The 16,417-nt window shown below is 43.2% G+C and carries 14 protein-coding genes and 1 other annotated feature; of the genes, 11 read left to right on the top strand and 3 right to left on the bottom strand.

All coding sequences use genetic code 11. The annotated features are described in order from the left end of the window. Positions 1 to 203: 203 nt before the first annotated feature. Positions 204 to 695, bottom strand: a complete 492-nt coding sequence (locus ACFSCZ_RS02375; RefSeq protein WP_380772132.1) for a LiaI-LiaF-like domain-containing protein — start codon at positions 693 to 695, stop codon at positions 204 to 206. Positions 696 to 935: 240 nt separating this feature from the next. On the opposite strand from ACFSCZ_RS02375, the gene hemA reads away from it, so the two are divergent. The 8 genes from hemA to ysxE all read left to right on the top strand — a co-directional run bounded on the left by hemA (position 936) and on the right by ysxE (position 9,887). Continuing rightward, entirely contained in the window at positions 936 to 2,288 is a 1,353-nt protein-coding gene (gene hemA / locus ACFSCZ_RS02370; protein WP_380772131.1) for a glutamyl-tRNA reductase, read from the top strand. A 13-nt stretch (positions 2,289 to 2,301) separates the two neighbouring features. Further along, positions 2,302 to 3,132 carry a cytochrome C assembly family protein gene (locus ACFSCZ_RS02365; RefSeq protein WP_380772130.1) on the top strand — a complete coding sequence of 277 codons (831 nt, stop codon included), beginning with the start codon at positions 2,302 to 2,304 and terminating at the stop codon, positions 3,130 to 3,132. 43 nt (positions 3,133 to 3,175) lie between these two features. Then, positions 3,176 to 4,108 carry a hydroxymethylbilane synthase gene (hemC, locus tag ACFSCZ_RS02360; protein WP_380772129.1) on the top strand — a complete coding sequence of 311 codons (933 nt, stop codon included), beginning with the start codon at positions 3,176 to 3,178 and terminating at the stop codon, positions 4,106 to 4,108. 38 nt (positions 4,109 to 4,146) lie between these two features. Beyond that, positions 4,147 to 4,911, top strand: coding sequence for a uroporphyrinogen-III synthase (locus ACFSCZ_RS02355; protein WP_380772128.1), 765 nt, complete (start codon positions 4,147 to 4,149; stop codon positions 4,909 to 4,911). 2 nt (positions 4,912 to 4,913) lie between these two features. Continuing rightward, complete coding sequence (hemB, locus tag ACFSCZ_RS02350) at positions 4,914 to 5,888, top strand: porphobilinogen synthase (RefSeq protein WP_380772127.1); 975 nt, start codon at positions 4,914 to 4,916, stop codon at positions 5,886 to 5,888. A gap of 244 nt (positions 5,889 to 6,132) precedes the next feature. Beyond that, positions 6,133 to 7,425, top strand: a complete 1,293-nt coding sequence (gene hemL / locus ACFSCZ_RS02345) for a glutamate-1-semialdehyde 2,1-aminomutase (RefSeq protein WP_380772126.1) — start codon at positions 6,133 to 6,135, stop codon at positions 7,423 to 7,425. Positions 7,426 to 7,606: 181 nt separating this feature from the next. After that, complete coding sequence (gene spoVID / locus ACFSCZ_RS02340; RefSeq protein ID WP_380772125.1) at positions 7,607 to 8,755, top strand: stage VI sporulation protein D; 1,149 nt, start codon at positions 7,607 to 7,609, stop codon at positions 8,753 to 8,755. A gap of 103 nt (positions 8,756 to 8,858) precedes the next feature. Further along, positions 8,859 to 9,887 (top strand): spore coat protein YsxE, encoded by a 1,029-nt coding sequence (ysxE, locus tag ACFSCZ_RS02335; RefSeq protein ID WP_380772123.1) that lies wholly within the window; start codon positions 8,859 to 8,861, stop codon positions 9,885 to 9,887. Between the two features lie 14 nt (positions 9,888 to 9,901). On the opposite strand, the gene ACFSCZ_RS02330 is transcribed toward ysxE, so the two are convergent. Then, on the bottom strand, positions 9,902 to 10,093 hold the full coding sequence (locus ACFSCZ_RS02330; protein ID WP_380772121.1) for a hypothetical protein: 192 nt from the start codon (positions 10,091 to 10,093) through the stop codon (positions 9,902 to 9,904). 134 nt (positions 10,094 to 10,227) lie between these two features. Further along, positions 10,228 to 10,453, top strand: a binding site (T-box leader). A 43-nt stretch (positions 10,454 to 10,496) separates the two neighbouring features. On the opposite strand from ACFSCZ_RS02330, the gene ACFSCZ_RS02325 reads away from it, so the two are divergent. Beyond that, positions 10,497 to 13,145: a valine--tRNA ligase gene (locus tag ACFSCZ_RS02325; RefSeq protein WP_380772118.1), complete on the top strand. Its 2,649-nt coding sequence runs from the start codon at positions 10,497 to 10,499 to the stop codon at positions 13,143 to 13,145. A gap of 281 nt (positions 13,146 to 13,426) precedes the next feature. Here ACFSCZ_RS02325 and ACFSCZ_RS02320 read toward each other — a convergent pair whose 3' ends face one another. Beyond that, entirely contained in the window at positions 13,427 to 13,633 is a 207-nt protein-coding gene (locus ACFSCZ_RS02320; RefSeq protein WP_380772116.1) for a hypothetical protein, read from the bottom strand. Positions 13,634 to 13,954: 321 nt separating this feature from the next. On the opposite strand from ACFSCZ_RS02320, the gene ACFSCZ_RS02315 reads away from it, so the two are divergent. Continuing rightward, on the top strand, positions 13,955 to 15,259 hold the full coding sequence (locus tag ACFSCZ_RS02315) for a bifunctional folylpolyglutamate synthase/dihydrofolate synthase (RefSeq protein ID WP_380772115.1): 1,305 nt from the start codon (positions 13,955 to 13,957) through the stop codon (positions 15,257 to 15,259). Positions 15,260 to 15,597: 338 nt separating this feature from the next. After that, positions 15,598 to 16,338 carry a prepilin peptidase gene (locus ACFSCZ_RS02310; RefSeq protein ID WP_380772113.1) on the top strand — a complete coding sequence of 247 codons (741 nt, stop codon included), beginning with the start codon at positions 15,598 to 15,600 and terminating at the stop codon, positions 16,336 to 16,338. Positions 16,339 to 16,417: the final 79 nt, after the last annotated feature.

Raw genomic sequence — 16,417 nt, 5'->3', positions numbered from 1 at the left:
GAAGGATATGTTTCCTTCACTTTTTTAATTTGCGTCAAATCATGTTGACTGCCACGCTTATAAAACGGGAAAAATCTACTTAAGTATCGATAGTCCTTCCTCAATTGTAATAACTGCCGATGGAACTGTGCATTTTTTAATGTGATTAACCCGAAAAGCCCTAGTCTGTCCCTCTGGCCCTATTTGCAATATCATGGACTCCGTTATTTTTTTTTTCTTTGCGTAAGGATAAAGTAGAGGCCGGCTGCTATAAAGACAAGGGGCCAAAAATTGCTGAATAAAGTTATATCATGGCCTTGCTGGAGCGCCCAGCCTTCCAGCCGGTCAAAAAACAACAGCAGAGTGGCTGCAGCCAAAAATAAGAGGCCCATTACCAGCCCGATACCTGTTTTGACATACGTCAGCAAAAGCCCAATTGCGACCAACAAAAGAAAGACTCCCGCATGATCCTGCCAAATATTAAAGCGGTCCATAACATGAAAGTGGATGCCCACGCCCGTTATGATGGCACCGGGTAAAATCGCTTCATGATCTTTTGCTGCATAACCCTGAACAAGAAATCCGATTCCAATGATCATAATTAAAGTGGGCCAGGAAATAAAGTTTTGTATAAAGCTTACAGGGTATTGCTGTAAAAGAAAGTAAAGACCAAACCCTAATAAAATAATCCCGGAAAACATTCCTTTTTTTACCAAATCCTTCACATCCAATGCGATTGCTTGTATTTCAGTAGTATATTTGCTATGTTACAAAAGGATGAAATTACTCAGCGTATATGTATTCAATATTTGTTGAACCGTCTGCCAGCTGCTTGTCGAGGCTAAACCGTCGCCTCGCACTTAAATATACCATAGGTTTCGCTATCTGTTCACATCTTTTTAGAATTCTTCTAATGTAAAATGATATACTATAGGATAGGAGGTGCTCATGTTCAAATGCACATCATTGTTGTCGGATTAAATTATCAAACAGCACCAGTGGAGGTCAGGGAAAGGCTTGCTTTTGCCGAGAACGATCTGGCATCTGCAATGACGGCGTTAAAAAACAAAAAAAGTATATTGGAAAATGTGATTGTATCTACGTGCAATCGAACGGAAGTATACGCGGTTGTAGACCAGCTTCATACAGGCCGCTATTATATAAAGGAGTTTCTTTCCGATTGGTTTCAAATCGGTCAAAGCGACTTTGCCGGCCATCTGTTTGTTCATGAGCAAAATCGTGCGGTTGAACACTTATTTAAAGTCACTTGCGGGTTAGATTCTATGATCCTCGGCGAAACCCAAATTTTAGGGCAGGTGCGGGAGAGTTTCTTACTTGGGCAGGAGATGGGAACTACGGGAACTGTTTTTAACCATGTAATGAAACAGGCTGTCACATTGGCCAAGCGCGCTCATTCCGAAACTGATATTGGTGCAAATGCTGTTTCTGTCAGTTATGCAGCTGTAGAGCTTGCAAAGAAAGTATTTGGTCAATTAAAAGATAAACATGTGCTCATCATCGGCGCAGGAAAAATGAGCGAGCTGGCGATAAAAAACCTTTATTCCAATGGAGCCAGTAAAGTCACGGTCGTTAACCGTACATTGGAAAAAGCACAAAATTTGGCCAGCCAATTTGATGGTCAAGCCCGTTCGCTGAATGAATTGCAATGTGCAGTGATGGACGCGGATATTGTGATTAGTTCCACGGGTTCGCAAGATTATATTCTGTCAAAAGATATGATGAAACATGTGGCTAAAATGCGCAGAGGCCGCTCTCTTTTCTTGGTCGATATTGCTGTTCCAAGAGACCTGGACCCCGCCATTTCAGAAATAGACAGCTTTTTCTTATATGATATTGATGATTTGGAAGGCATTGTTCAGGCCAACTTGGAGGAAAGAAAAAAAGCCGCTGAAAAAATTATGGACATGATCGCGGCCGAGATTGTAGAGTTTAATGAGTGGCTTAATATGCTTGGGGTTGTGCCTGTAATTACGGCATTGAGAGAAAAGGCCTTGTCCATTCAGGCGCAAACCATGAAAAGCATCGAGCGGAAAATCCCTGATTTAACTGAACGGGAAAGAAAAGTAATCAGCAAACATACGAAAAGCATCATCAATCAGTTATTAAAAGATCCGATTCTCCAAGTGAAAGAATTTTCCGGAGAGGCTGATGCCACAGAAAAAATTGCACTCTTTAAGCAAATTTTTAACTTGGAAGAGGCGGTAGAGCAGGCAGAACCGGTTCAAGCGAAAGAGTCTGCCAAACAAAAAATCAAGTTAGCGGCCCCGCTTCAATCCTTCCAGTCGTAAGAGGGTTCACGCCATGGTTGATCCTTTATGGATGAGATTGCCCGAGCTGGTCATTGTCATTTATGCTCTGTCCATCTTGCTTTATTTTATTGACTTTGTTGACCACAACCGGAAGGCTCACAGCCTTGCTTTCCGGTTGCTTTTAATTGTTTGGGTACTTCAAACAATCTTTTTGTTTATGTACATGCTGTATACCGGGAGATTTCCGGTTTTAACGTTGTTTGAAGGTTTATATTTTTATACATGGGTGCTCATATCGATTTCTTTGATTTTACATCATATTTTCAAAGTTGATTTTACATTGTTTTTTACTAATTTAATTGGTTTTATTTTTATGGCCATTCATGCGTTTGCTCCTGTTCAGCTTTCCTCTGTATCGGCGGAGCAGCTGATCTCGGAATTGATGCTGATTCATATTACAATGGCTATCCTTTCCTATGGTGCTTTTTCTGTATCTTTTGTGTTTTCTTCTCTTTATTTGCTTCAGTTCAAGTTATTGAAGGAAAAAAGATGGCAAAAGAAGTTATGGCGTTTGCCGGACTTGGCGAAGCTGGAAAAAGCATCGTTTATTTTGAATGCAATCGGTGTTCCAATGCTCTTATTGAGCTTGATTCTCGGATTAAGATGGGCCATCATCAAGCTTCCGATCTTTCACTGGTATGATCCAAAAATTATCGGATCCTTTTTGCTGTTGGTGATCTATGGATTTTTGCTGTATGGTCATGCGAAACGTTTCTTATTTGGACGCAATTTGGCATTATGGAACACGGTTGCTTTTTTATTTGTCCTAATTAACTTTTTTCTGATCAGCAGTTTATCCTCGTTTCATTTTTGGTACTCTTAAGTTGATATGAAGGATGCGGCCGTATGCACAGGAGGCGTTGTAGTTGAGAAAAATTGTAATAGGTTCAAGAAGAAGTAATCTTGCCATGACACAAACCAAATGGGTGCGGAAACAGCTGGAGGAGCTGGGCGCCCCTTTTGAATTTGAAATAAAAGAAATTGTGACAAAAGGTGACCGTATTTTGGATGTGACCTTATCCAAAATTGGCGGAAAGGGTTTGTTTATAAAAGAGATTGAGCAGGCGATGTATGACGGGGAAATAGATATGGCTGTCCACAGTATGAAAGATATGCCTGCTGAGCTTCCGGAGGGGCTGGTGATCGGATGTGTTCCTCCGCGTGAAGATCACCGGGATGCTTTTATTTCCAAGAGCGGACTCAAACTCAATGAGCTTCCTGCAGGGGCCATCATCGGTACGAGCAGTCTGAGAAGAGGAGCTCAGATCTTGGCACATCGGCCTGATTTGGAAATTAAATGGATTCGGGGAAATATCGATACACGATTGTCCAAATTGAAGAATGAAGAATATGATGCCATTATTTTGGCTGCTGCAGGATTGATCCGTATGGGTTGGAATGATGACGTTGTAACGGAATATCTGGATCCTGAAATTTCGCTGCCGGCTATCGGACAAGGGGCGCTTGCCATTGAATGCCGTGCGGATGATCAGGAATTGCTTACTGAGCTTGCAAAGCTGAATTGCGATAAAACAGCACGGACCGTTGAAGCGGAACGGGTCTTTTTGAACAAGATGGATGGAAGCTGTCAAGTTCCGATTGCTGGTTATGCAGAACTATTGCCGGACGAAACGATTCAGCTTACGGCTCTTGTTGCATCTCCTGATGGCAAAACCATATACTCTGATCAGGTCAAGGGGACAGATCCAAAACAAATCGGAGAAAAAGCTGCAGCCCATCTGATTCAGCAAGGAGCGGGAGTTTTAATGGAACGGGTAAAAGAGGAGCTGGACCAATAATGATACCGGACCGGCTTCCCTTACGAGGCAGGCACATAATGATTACAAGGGGTGGCGAGCAGGGTGAGAAATTTTGCTCTGACGTGGCTTCCATGGGCGGAATACCTTATATGATTCCGTTAATTGATTTCCGGCCTCATAACGACATGAATGCGGGCTCAATCATTCAATCACTTGATCAATATGACTGGATCATATTTACGAGTAAAAATGGTGTGAAGTATTTTTTTCAGCATATTGAAGAACAGCGTGAATCGTTTGAAATGTTAAAGGGACACATGCGGTTTGCAGCTGTAGGCGAAAAAACGAAGTCTGAATTGAAACGGTATTTTGTAGATGCGTACTTCATGCCCAACGTCTATACAGCGGAAGATTTTTCAAAGGAATTTTTTGAAAAAGGGTTAAAAGCCAAACGGGTATTGATCCCGAAAGGAAATTTGGCCAGTACGATTATTGCAGAAAGTTTTCGAAGCCGCGGAATCATTGCAGATGAATGGATTGTCTATGAAACGTATTATCCGACTAAAGATCATAGCCGGCTGGCAGACATTCTTAAGGACAACAGGCTGGATGCCGCTTGTTTCACGAGTCCGTCGACATTCCACCATTTTTATCAAGTCGTGCAGCAGCATCATCTGGAAAAACATATAGAATTTCTTACATTTACAGCCATCGGTAAAGTAACGAAAAGAGCAATCGAAGCTGAAGGCTTCGCTGTGAAAGTTTGCCCGGAAAAATATACGATTGATTCTATGTTCCAGGAACTGTGCATGTACTATGGGCAAAATAGAAAGGGAGAGTAGCAATGGACCAAATTCAATTTAGGCGTCATCGCAGACTGCGTAAAACCGCAGCGATCCGCTCCATGGTAAGGGAGACACACCTTCGACCGGAGGATTTTATTTATCCTCTGTTTATTGTAGAAGGTGAGAATAAAAAGAATGAGATTTCTTCCATGCCCGGTGTGTTTCAAATTTCACTAGATCTCATAAAAAATGAAATAGATGAAATTGCAGCGCTTGGCATCCCGGCAGTTATTCTTTTTGGTGTACCTGATGAGAAAGACGATTGTGGATCAGGAGCGTATGTGGATCATGGCATTGTCCAGGAAGCGACAAAGGTGATTAAAGAACATGCTCCTGATATGCTGGTGGCAGCCGATACATGTCTTTGTGAATATACAGACCATGGACATTGCGGAGTCATTAAAGACAGCTATGTGCAAAATGATGAAAGCCTGGAGCTGCTTGTGAAAACAGCGGTAAGCCAGGCAAAGGCCGGTGCGGATATCATTGCTCCTTCCAATATGATGGACGGGTTTGTGGCTGCAATCAGAAAAGGATTGGATGAGGCAGGTTTTCATGATATTCCGATCATGTCTTATGCTGTGAAGTATTCTTCTGCTTTTTATGGTCCTTTCCGTGAAGCAGCGAACAGCACACCGCAATTCGGAGACCGCAAAACCTATCAGATGGATCCGGCCAACCGCCTGGAAGCTCTGCGGGAAGCTGCATCAGATATGGAAGAAGGGGCAGATATGCTGATTGTAAAACCGGCATTGTCCTATATGGATATTATTCGTGAAGTAAGAAATGAATTCAATGCACCCATTGTGGCGTATAATGTAAGCGGAGAGTATTCGCTGGTGAAAGCTGCAGCCCAAAACGGATGGGTAGATGAAAAAGCGATCGTGATGGAGATGCTGACAGGTATGAAGCGTGCCGGAGCAGATATGATCATTACGTATTTTGCAAAGGATGCAGCTAAGTGGCTTGGGTAAAGAAAAGCGGAAGCGCCTTGCTCAGCCCCGACAAGCATAAGACGAGCACAGAAGAAGGCGCTCCTTTGCCATTGTTTTTTGAAGCGACCTCGAGCCCCTGCCGCTGCCAAACGCCAGATCCTGGGCAGCCAAGTGGGACCGAGGATATCCTGTCCGTCTATGGCCAATAAAAAATGGCATAAGCGTCTGATTCATACGCGGAAACAAAGTTTTTTCTTATTTCAGTAAAGTGGAGGTTGAATTCATGAGAACTTATGAAAAATCCAAAGAAGCTTTCCGGGAAGCAGTCAAACTGATGCCGGGTGGTGTCAACAGCCCGGTGCGCGCCTTTAAGTCTGTTGACATGGACCCGATTTTTATGGAAAAAGGGAAAGGTTCCCGAATTTACGATATTGACGGAAATGAATACATAGATTATGTGCTGTCTTGGGGTCCGCTCATTTTGGGCCACGCCAATGACCGTGTGGTGGAAACGATTAAAAAAGTAGCTGAAGGCGGAACAAGCTTCGGGGCACCAAGCCCCAGTGAAAATAAACTGGCCAAGCTTGTCATGGAACGTGTTCCTTCCATTGAAATCATCCGCATGGTTTCTTCCGGAACTGAAGCGACAATGAGCGCTTTGCGTCTGGCCAGAGGGTATACAGGCCGCAATAAAATTATGAAGTTTGAAGGATGCTATCATGGACATGGTGACTCGCTCCTGATCAAAGCGGGTTCCGGAGTGGCGACACTGGGACTTCCGGACAGCCCGGGCGTACCCGAAGGGGTTGCAAAAAATACAATTACAGTGCCGTATAATGACTTGGAAAGCGTTCGTTATGCTTTTGAACAGTATGGCGAAGATATCGCGGGTGTGATTGTTGAGCCGGTTGCCGGTAATATGGGAGTCGTGCTTCCGCAGCCAGGATTCCTGGAAGGATTGCGTGACATCACCCATGAATATGGGTCGCTGCTAATATTTGATGAAGTTATGACGGGTTTCCGCGTAGGATATCACAGTGCACAGGGGCATTTTGGGATTACACCCGACATTACATGCATGGGTAAGGTGATCGGTGGCGGGCTTCCGGTAGGAGCTTTCGGAGGAAAAGCGGAAATTATGGAAAATATTGCTCCAAGCGGGCCTATTTATCAAGCCGGGACACTGTCAGGAAACCCGCTGGCCATGGCAGCAGGCTACGAGACACTGGTTCAGCTGACACCGGAAACATACGAAGAATTTAATCAAAAAGCTGAAAAACTTGAGACTGGATTGAAACAGGCAGCGGAAAAATATCAGATTCCGCATACTGTCAATCGCGCAGGAACCATGGTTGGGTTCTTCTTTACAAATAAAGAAGTGTATAACTATGAACAGGCACAAACAAGCGACTTATCTTTATTTGCTGCCTACTATAGAGAAATGGCGAACCAAGGAATCTTTTTGCCGCCATCTCAATTTGAAGGAATGTTCTTATCAACTGAGCATACTCAGGAAGATATTGATGCAACCATCGAAGCTGCTGAAAAAGCTTTTGCAGCCATTGCCAATAATTAAGCCGATCAACAGGGGGAACCGCGTGCAGCGGTTCCTTTTTAATATTAAAATTAGAATGGTTTTCTTTTCGATTCGAACGGATGGTAACTCCTGCGCCTTTTCTCATTCATAAATAAAATGGAAGCGTCATAGGATGTAATTGAGCCATCTATTTTTGTACGGATTGAAAGGAGGAACCATCTTGTCTGACAGCCAACAGTCATCTATTAAATTTTCACTGGAAGAATCGGTTTTATTTAAAAACGGACAGGAAGTCGATGAGCTGATTTCCATTTCATTGGATCCAGATATATCCATTTTAGAAGAAGACAGTTTTGTCATGTTAAGAGGAAGCCTGAATTTAGCCGGGGAGTATAAGCGTACAGTTTCAGAAGAAGAACCTTCCGAGGATGATGCCCCAAAAGGCAGATATGTCCAGCAAGTGGAAGACAGGGATGATGGAGAGTGTGGATTTCTTCACCAGTTTCCGGTTGATATTACCATCCCAAAAGATCGGGTGCCGAGTTCAGATGACATTTTTGTTGAAGTCCAATCCTTTGACTATCATTTACCGGAAAGCTCCCGTTTAATGATTGAAGCGGATGTGCATATATACGGTTTACAGGGGGAAGAAGAGGAGCAAGATACACAGGATACTGAAGAGCGAGATCATGAGGAATTGGGGGCGGTGGAAAAGTCTGAGGAGGCCCCTATTTTGGCAGAACAGAGAAATGAAGCTGAGGATGAAGGTGAAAGCACGGTTGAAGTCGAGTTGGAAGAATACAAGGAAGAGCCTATACAGGAACTTGTAGAAAGACATGGTGAAAAAGAGAACGAAGATGACTTATATACCGCATTTTCGGCAGAAGCTCGTGCTTCGCAGGAAAAAGGGTCTAAAGGGGAACACCCATTCCAGTCAATGCCGTTTCCAAATCTTCCTGAGATCGATATGAATGAAGTGGCTGACAGGTTAAAAGGCTTTTTTCAAAAAGCTGTGATGGAATCACCATCTGCTTCATCACATTCGCCTTCAGCAGATAAGGCAGTCGCGGAATCAAGCAGCCATGCGAGCAGCAGTAAAGAAAAGGAAAGCAGCGAGGTGAAACCGAAAAAGAAAAAAGGTAAATATCATTCCATGTCTTTTGCAGACTTTTTTGCGAGAAAAGAAGATGAGATTTCTGCCAAATTAAAGGTTCGCCTTGTCCAGGACGGAGATTCATTGGATGGGATAGCAGACAAATATGGAGTCAGTGTCCAGCAAATTTTAAGAGCCAATCAATTGGATCCCGGCCAAGAAGTGTACGAAGGTCAGGTTCTGTATATACCTGAAAAGGCCGCGTATAGAAAATAATATCATTTCAACACTGGGAGGATGCAATGGGAGAGAATCCTCCTATTCTTTATGTTGTCAGGTCCACGCAGAGATCTCAACAAGTACGAAGCAGGGTGATCATATGAACCAGCCATATAACATCGACTACATTGCAGGACAGTATGGATTGACAGTGAAATATGCCGAGGAGTATGGGCGTGTCTATAAGTTATATACAGATAAAGGCAGTTTTGCTTTAAAAAGGATACAGGCCAAGCATGGTGTTGATTTTTTACAATATATACAGCTGCTTTATCAGCGCGGATACCATAGAATTGTTCCGGTCTACCCGACAATGGACGGACGTTATGGGGTGTTGGTTCATCGTCATCTGTTCTACCTCATGCCCTGGCTTGATGACCGGGAAAGAGAGGGACAGTACAAAAAGGGAATAGAGCTGTTTCGGGAGTTGGCCAGGCTGCATTCTATTACTGCAAGAGAAGTGGACATATCAGAGAGTGAGAGAAAAGAGCATTTTGATAGAACAGCGGCCCGCTGGGAAAAGGAAAAAGAAGCTCTGGAGCAATATATTGAACGTGCAGAACAGAATGTCTATATGTCGCCGTTCCAGCTCCTGTTTTGTATGCTCTATCATGAAATTGCACTGGCTCAGAATTATTCCATACGCAAACTGCATGAGTGGTTTGAAGTGACAAAAGAACAGACAAAAGGCAGAAGTGTGATTGTTCATGGAAAAGTCTCATCGGACCATTTTTTATATGATGAAAACGGGAAGGGGTATTTTATCAATTTTGAATCTACCCGGACAGCATCTCCCATTCAGGATCTGCTTCCATTCCTATCCAGATCGTTGAGCACGTATCCCAACAAATTTCATGAAGGGCTGGAATGGCTGTCCATTTATTTAAAATACTTTCCATTTCAGAAAGAGGAAATGTTATTGTTTTTGGGATATTTGGCACATCCGGAAGGTGCCATTCATGTAGTGGATCAATATTTCTCTGCCGGTAAAAAGAAAAATGAATATCAGTTTGTTCGAGAACTGCAAAAACAATACTGGTATTTGAAAAATACCGAGTACTTAGTGATGAATATTGAACAAATGGAGCAGCAGAAAAGCGAAGAGAACGAACCTCCCCCTTCCGGTTAATATAGGAAGGGTATTTATATAATTTCATAATGGTAGGCAAGTGCCAAAGCAATAAAAATGGTTAACAGTAATACATCAATGGTGGAAGGGAATAAAACAGTCCGTATTGCTTGGAAAATGGTAAAAGGAATAATCAGCTGCCTGCACGCATCTTTAAACGTTCTGACCCAGGAGCGAAATGTATATTGGTTAAATTTTCTTTTCATTTCCAACCCTCCTCAACAGAGCTTCCTTTGATAAACTATGTAAGACTGGGCTGTTCTGTGCCTCGCAACTTTTTAGCCGATCGATTTGACTTCACATAAAAATTTTCATACTATATAAAATAGATGAATGACAATGATATGCGAAGATAGGGAAGAGTATGTTGTCATCCGCTTTCAGAGAGGGAAATGATTGCTGTGAATTTCCTAAGCCGGAACAACGGAAAGTCGCCCTTGAGCAGTTTTCGTGAACATTAAAAGTAGCGAAAGCCGGAGAAGATCCGTTAACCCATTTAAGTGCCAGGCTTTCAGTCAGCCTGTGAAAAAAGGTGGTACCGCGAATGAGCTCCCTTCGTCCTTTTCAACGAAGGGGGCTTTTTATTTTGTTTAATGAGGAGGATTTTTCATGGATAACAACCGTATTGACATGCCAACGAAGTACGATCCCATTCAAATTGAAAAAAACAGATACGCATGGTGGATTGAGGGGAAATATTTCGAGCCGAAAAATAATCCCGACCAGGAGCCATATACCATTGTGATTCCGCCGCCCAATGTAACGGGCAGGCTTCATTTGGGGCATGCGTGGGACACCACTCTCCAAGATATTTTAACCCGTATGAAAAGAATGCAGGGGTATGATGTATTATGGCTTCCGGGAATGGATCACGCAGGAATCGCCACCCAGGCAAAGGTGGAAGAACAGCTTCGCAAAGAAGGAAAAAGCCGCTATGACCTCGGACGGGAGACATTTCTCGAACAAACATGGGAATGGAAAGAGGAGTATGCGGATTTCATTCGTAAACAGTGGGCGAAGCTTGGATTGGGATTGGATTACACCCGCGAGCGTTTCACATTGGACGATGGGCTTTCCAAAGCAGTTCGCGAGGTATTCGTCCGTCTTTATAATGAAGGACTTATTTATCGCGGTGAATATATCATTAACTGGGATCCGGCTACAAAAACGGCCCTGTCTGATATAGAGGTTGTTTATAAAGATGTCCAAGGCGCTTTCTATCATATGAGGTACCCGTTGGCGGACGGCAGCGGCTCTATTGAGATTGCGACCACACGTCCCGAAACCATGCTTGGTGATACAGCTGTTGCTGTGCATCCAGATGATGAGCGCTATCAACATCTGATTGGAAAAACAGTCATTTTGCCGATTGTCGGCAGGGAAATTCCGATTGTCGCAGATGATTATGTGGACATGGAGTTTGGTTCCGGAGCCGTTAAAATTACACCGGCCCATGATCCAAATGACTTTGAAATTGGGAACAGGCATAACCTGGAACGCGTACTGGTCATGAATGAAGACGGGACGATGAATGAAAAAGCAGGCAAGTATAACGGTATGGACCGATTTGAGTGCAGAAAGCAAATTGTTAATGATCTTCAGGAAGAAGGGATCCTTTTCAAGATTGAAGAACATATGCACTCTGTCGGACATTCCGAACGGAGCGGGGCTGTTGTAGAACCATATTTGTCTACTCAATGGTTTGTTAAGATGCAGCCTTTGGCAGATGCAGCCATTGAATTGCAGCGATCCGAAGAAAAAGTTCAATTTGTCCCCGACCGATTTGAAAAAACCTATCTTCATTGGATGGAAAACATCCGTGACTGGTGTATTTCACGCCAGCTGTGGTGGGGTCACCGCATTCCGGCGTGGTATCATAAAGAAACCGGCGAAGTGTATGTAGGCCAAGAAGCGCCTGCTGATGAAGAAAACTGGGAACAAGATCCGGATGTTTTGGATACATGGTTCAGCTCGGCATTATGGCCATTTTCCACCATGGGCTGGCCGGATACGGAATCAGCCGATTATAAACGTTATTATCCAACGGACTGCCTTGTAACCGGCTATGACATTATATTCTTTTGGGTATCAAGAATGATTTTTCAAGGATTGAAATTCACAGACAAACGGCCGTTTAAGGATGTCCTGATACATGGACTTGTCCGTGATGCAGAAGGAAGAAAAATGAGTAAATCCCTTGGCAATGGTGTGGACCCAATGGATGTGATTGATAAATATGGCGCAGACTCTCTCCGCTACTTCCTTGCAACCGGCAGTTCACCAGGCCAAGATCTCAGATTCAGCATGGAAAAAGTAGAGTCCGTCTGGAACTTCGCCAATAAAATCTGGAATGCTTCCCGTTTTGCCTTAATGAACATGGAAGGTTTTACTTACGAGGAAATTGATTTATCAGGGAAGAAGTCGGCAGCAGACAAATGGATTTTGACAAGATTGAACGAAACCGTCGAGACGGTCACCAGACTCTCGGACAAATACGAGTTTGGAGAAGTGGGAAGGGTATTGTACCACTTTATTTGGGATGATTTTTGCGATTGGTACATTGAAATGGCAAAGCTTCCTCTTTATAGTGAAGACGAAGATGCGAAGAAAACAACCCGATCTGTTCTGGCTTATGTACTTGATCAGACAATGAGACTCCTGCATCCATTTATGCCGTTCATTACTGAAGAAATATGGCAAAATTTACCGCATAAAGGTGATTCTATCACCGTTGCTTCCTGGCCTAAGGTGCAGGAAGGTCTCTCAGATCCGGAAGCAGCAAATGAAATGAAAATTTTGATGGACATCATTCGATCGGTGCGTAACATCCGTGCCGAAGTGAACACGCCCATGAGCAAAAAAATCACATTAATGCTGAAAGCACAGGACGAAAAGATACTTGATATTTTACAAAAGAACAGCAACTATCTCGAAAGATTCTGCAATCCAGAGGAACTGACCATGGATGTAAACTTGAAAGCCCCAGAAAAATCAATGACTGCAGTTGTCTCCGGAGTGGAACTATTTCTTCCGCTGGCAGGGTTATTAAACATTGAGGAAGAAATCAAACGTTTAGAAAAAGAATGGGAGAAATGGAACAGCGAAGTGGAGAGAGTGCAGAAAAAATTAAGCAATGAAAAATTTGTAAACAAAGCTCCCCAGGCGGTCGTGGATGAAGAGCGTGCCAAAGAGAAAGATTACCTGGCCAAACGTGCGACAGTAGAGGAGCGTCTCCAAGAATTAAAATCTGCTGAATAAGTCCAGGAAAATGGATCAGTAAGGTTTCATCCGGGCTTTTGACAAGTACAGGGAAGTGAATCCGGGGTGGGTTTGCTTCCCTTACTTTTCGAAAAGACTTGTGGTAATAAGTCAATGAAATAATGAAAAAAGAAATAGCTGTCAATGTTTTTTTATCCAAAAAAATGGCGCACTGAACTAAATCCGCCCAATTTAAGAAACGTTTGTTCGGGTATGACTGAAAGGATTCAAAAGCATTTTATCTTATGGCTTTCCGGATGGTTTTTGCCAATTTTTCGGGGTCACTGAATCGGCCTTTGCCTTTCCTTTCCGATGACAATTTTCTCGTAATGGGCCCGTTGATTATAGGCTGGAATTTTTTCCTTTATTTGATTGGCGCCATTTAAGTCATTAGGAAGTGTCTCTTCCTTCAGGCGTGTATCCTCGCTGTCGAGGAAGCATACATCCAGTTTTTTAGAGCTGACATCAGTACCTGCAAATAATTTCACGGAAAGGACCATTTGATTTTGGAATAAGCCTGGAAACGATGGATGCAGGTGAGCTGAAAGAAAAGCCTGGAAGCTCCGCCTGCAACATATGATAACCCGGACAAATCGATTCTAGCCGGCAGGGGCCCCGCCCCCTTTCCGTCACTGCTAAGAATCGGACACTTCAGTTAATGGCAAGTAGCTTCGCTATGCCTAGGGTTTAAAACAGAAGATCAGTGGCTTGGCAAACCGGCCGGTATGGAAACAGTAAAAAACTCTATCATTCAGTTATCAAGGCACAAATTTTTGTTCTAGAAAAATATAATACGAGGAGAGGATTTGATGAATACTTATTCAGAGGCCGTCTCATGGATCCACTCCCGATTAAAACACGGGATAAACCCGGGCCTGGCCAGAATGGAGTGGCTGATGAAAAAGATGGGAAGCCCTGAAAAGGATCTTCGTGTTATTCATGTGGCCGGTACAAATGGAAAGGGATCGACAGTCACTTTCCTTCGTTCCGTTTTGCAGGAGGCCGGTTATGATGTAGGGACGTTCACTTCCCCCTATATAGAGACTTTTAATGAGAGAATCAGCTTGAATGGAGTACCGGTTTCTAATAAGGATATAGTGGAGCTCGTAAAAATCGTAAAGCCGTTGACAGAAGAGATGGAAAAAGGTGATTTGGGTTCCCCTACTGAATTTGAGGTCATCACAGCCATGGCCATCTATTATTTTGCAAACATCCGCAAGCCGGATTTTACTCTGTTGGAAGTAGGGCTTGGAGGCCGTTATGATTCGACGAATGTTGTTCATCCTCTCATTACATTGATTACGAATATTGGGATGGATCACATGCGTATATTAGGAGACACCATGGAAGAAATTGCCTTTGAGAAGGCGGGGATTATTAAACAGGGCATACCGGTCTTTACAGGGGCAAAGCAGGAGGCAGCCAGGACAGTCATTCAATCAGAAGCGGACAGGCAAAAGGCAGACCTGTTTCAGCTGGGCCGGGATTTTAAAGTGGAATATTATAAGCCGGCTGCTGGCGGAGAGCAGTTTACATTCCAGTCAAGATGGAAGCGGCTTGACCAGTTACAGATTTCTATGCTTGGACGCCATCAAACCGATAATGCTGCACTGGCTGTGGCGGGTTTGCAGTATATGAATGCAAGGGCCCTCGTGCATGTCACTGAAGAAAATATGAGAGACGGATTGGCAAAAGCACATTGGCCGGGGAGAATGGAAATTGTGCATGAGCATCCGACAGTTATATTAGATGGTGCACATAATGCAGAGGGACTGCAAGCTTTTGCCGCAACGATGAAATGCCGTTATAAAGAAAAAAAGCTTAAAATTATCTTTGCTGCGCTGGAAGACAAAGATTTATCCTCCATGCTTGATCAGCTGAACCAAATTCATGCGGAAATCTACCTGACTCAGTTTGATTTTCCGAGAGCAGCTTCTGCGATACAGCTAAAAGAAGCAGGGAATATGGAACATGCGACAGTTGACGAAGACTGGAGGCGCCTTGTCAAAAATGAAGTGCACCGGCTCGATTCTGATGATATATTGGCGATTACAGGTTCTCTCTATTTTATATCCGAAGCAAAACCTTTGTTAATAAAGTTATTGATGAAATAAATGAATTTTTAAAGTCTTCGTATAAACAGTGACAGGAAACTGGGAGTTTGTTAACATAATTATATACATAGATGTTGATCTGCCGGATATCAAAACGTGATACTATGAGAGGGCGATTATATAGACGCCCTCTTTCATCAATAATGCCGGCACTCTCTGTCAGAACACACCCCCACCGGCACCTCCCCGTCTTAATAAATATCCGTCAGGGCCTCCTGAGAAATTTCACATCTTTTCCTGCCTTTCATATGAGGCTTTATGTTTTGTATCTTGTATCTATCATAATCGTCTATTGAAAATGTATAGATAAAATTTGAATTTGAAAGGGTTCGCTATCCATGATATTCATTATTTTTATATATGGGCTTCTATTTGGCTCCTTCTTTAATGTTGCAGGACTGCGGGTTCCGATGAATCAGTCAGTGATCAAACCTGGATCTTCCTGTCCCAAATGCCATAAGTCCTTATCCCCCATTGAACTGATCCCTGTGATCTCTTTTGTGGTTTGCAAAGGCAAATGCCGCCATTGCAGCGAACCCATTTCCTATCTTTATCCGTTGATCGAACTGTTAACAGGAATCCTTTTTGTTATGGCCTATCTTCATTTTGACTGGACGTTTGACTTTTTGATTGCATGTACTCTGATCTCCTTGTTTATGATCATCACCGTAACGGATATTTGTTATATGTTGATTCCTGACAAGATACTAATTGTGTTTACTCTGATTTTTCTTATTGTAAGATTCATAGACCCGCTTCAGCCCTGGTGGGATTCCATCACTGGCGCTGCAGCAGGATTTGGGCTGCTTCTATTGATTGCGATGGTCAGCAGGGGAGCGATGGGCGGGGGAGATATTAAGTTATTTGCAGTTTTGGGCCTGGTTCTTGGTACAAAATTGGTGTTGCTTTCTTTTTTTCTGGCTGTATTGTTTGGAGCATTGGCAGGTGGAATAGGCCTGATGACCGGGATGGTGAGAAAACGAGAGCCGATCCCGTTTGGGCCATTCATAGGTATAGGTACTCTAGCCGCTTACTTTTATCACCATGAAATACTTGCCTGGTATTTGAGTTTTTTTTAATTTCTACGCTCAATGGAATATTCATTGGGCTTTTTTATGCTTAATAGAATAATTTATGTAAAAATAAATATACAGAATC

It is taken from the genome of Siminovitchia sediminis (genome assembly GCF_042680885.1).
In the GTDB taxonomy this organism is placed as follows: domain Bacteria; phylum Bacillota; class Bacilli; order Bacillales; family Bacillaceae_C; genus Siminovitchia; species Siminovitchia sediminis.
This window is presented reverse-complemented; position numbering and strand designations above follow the sequence as displayed.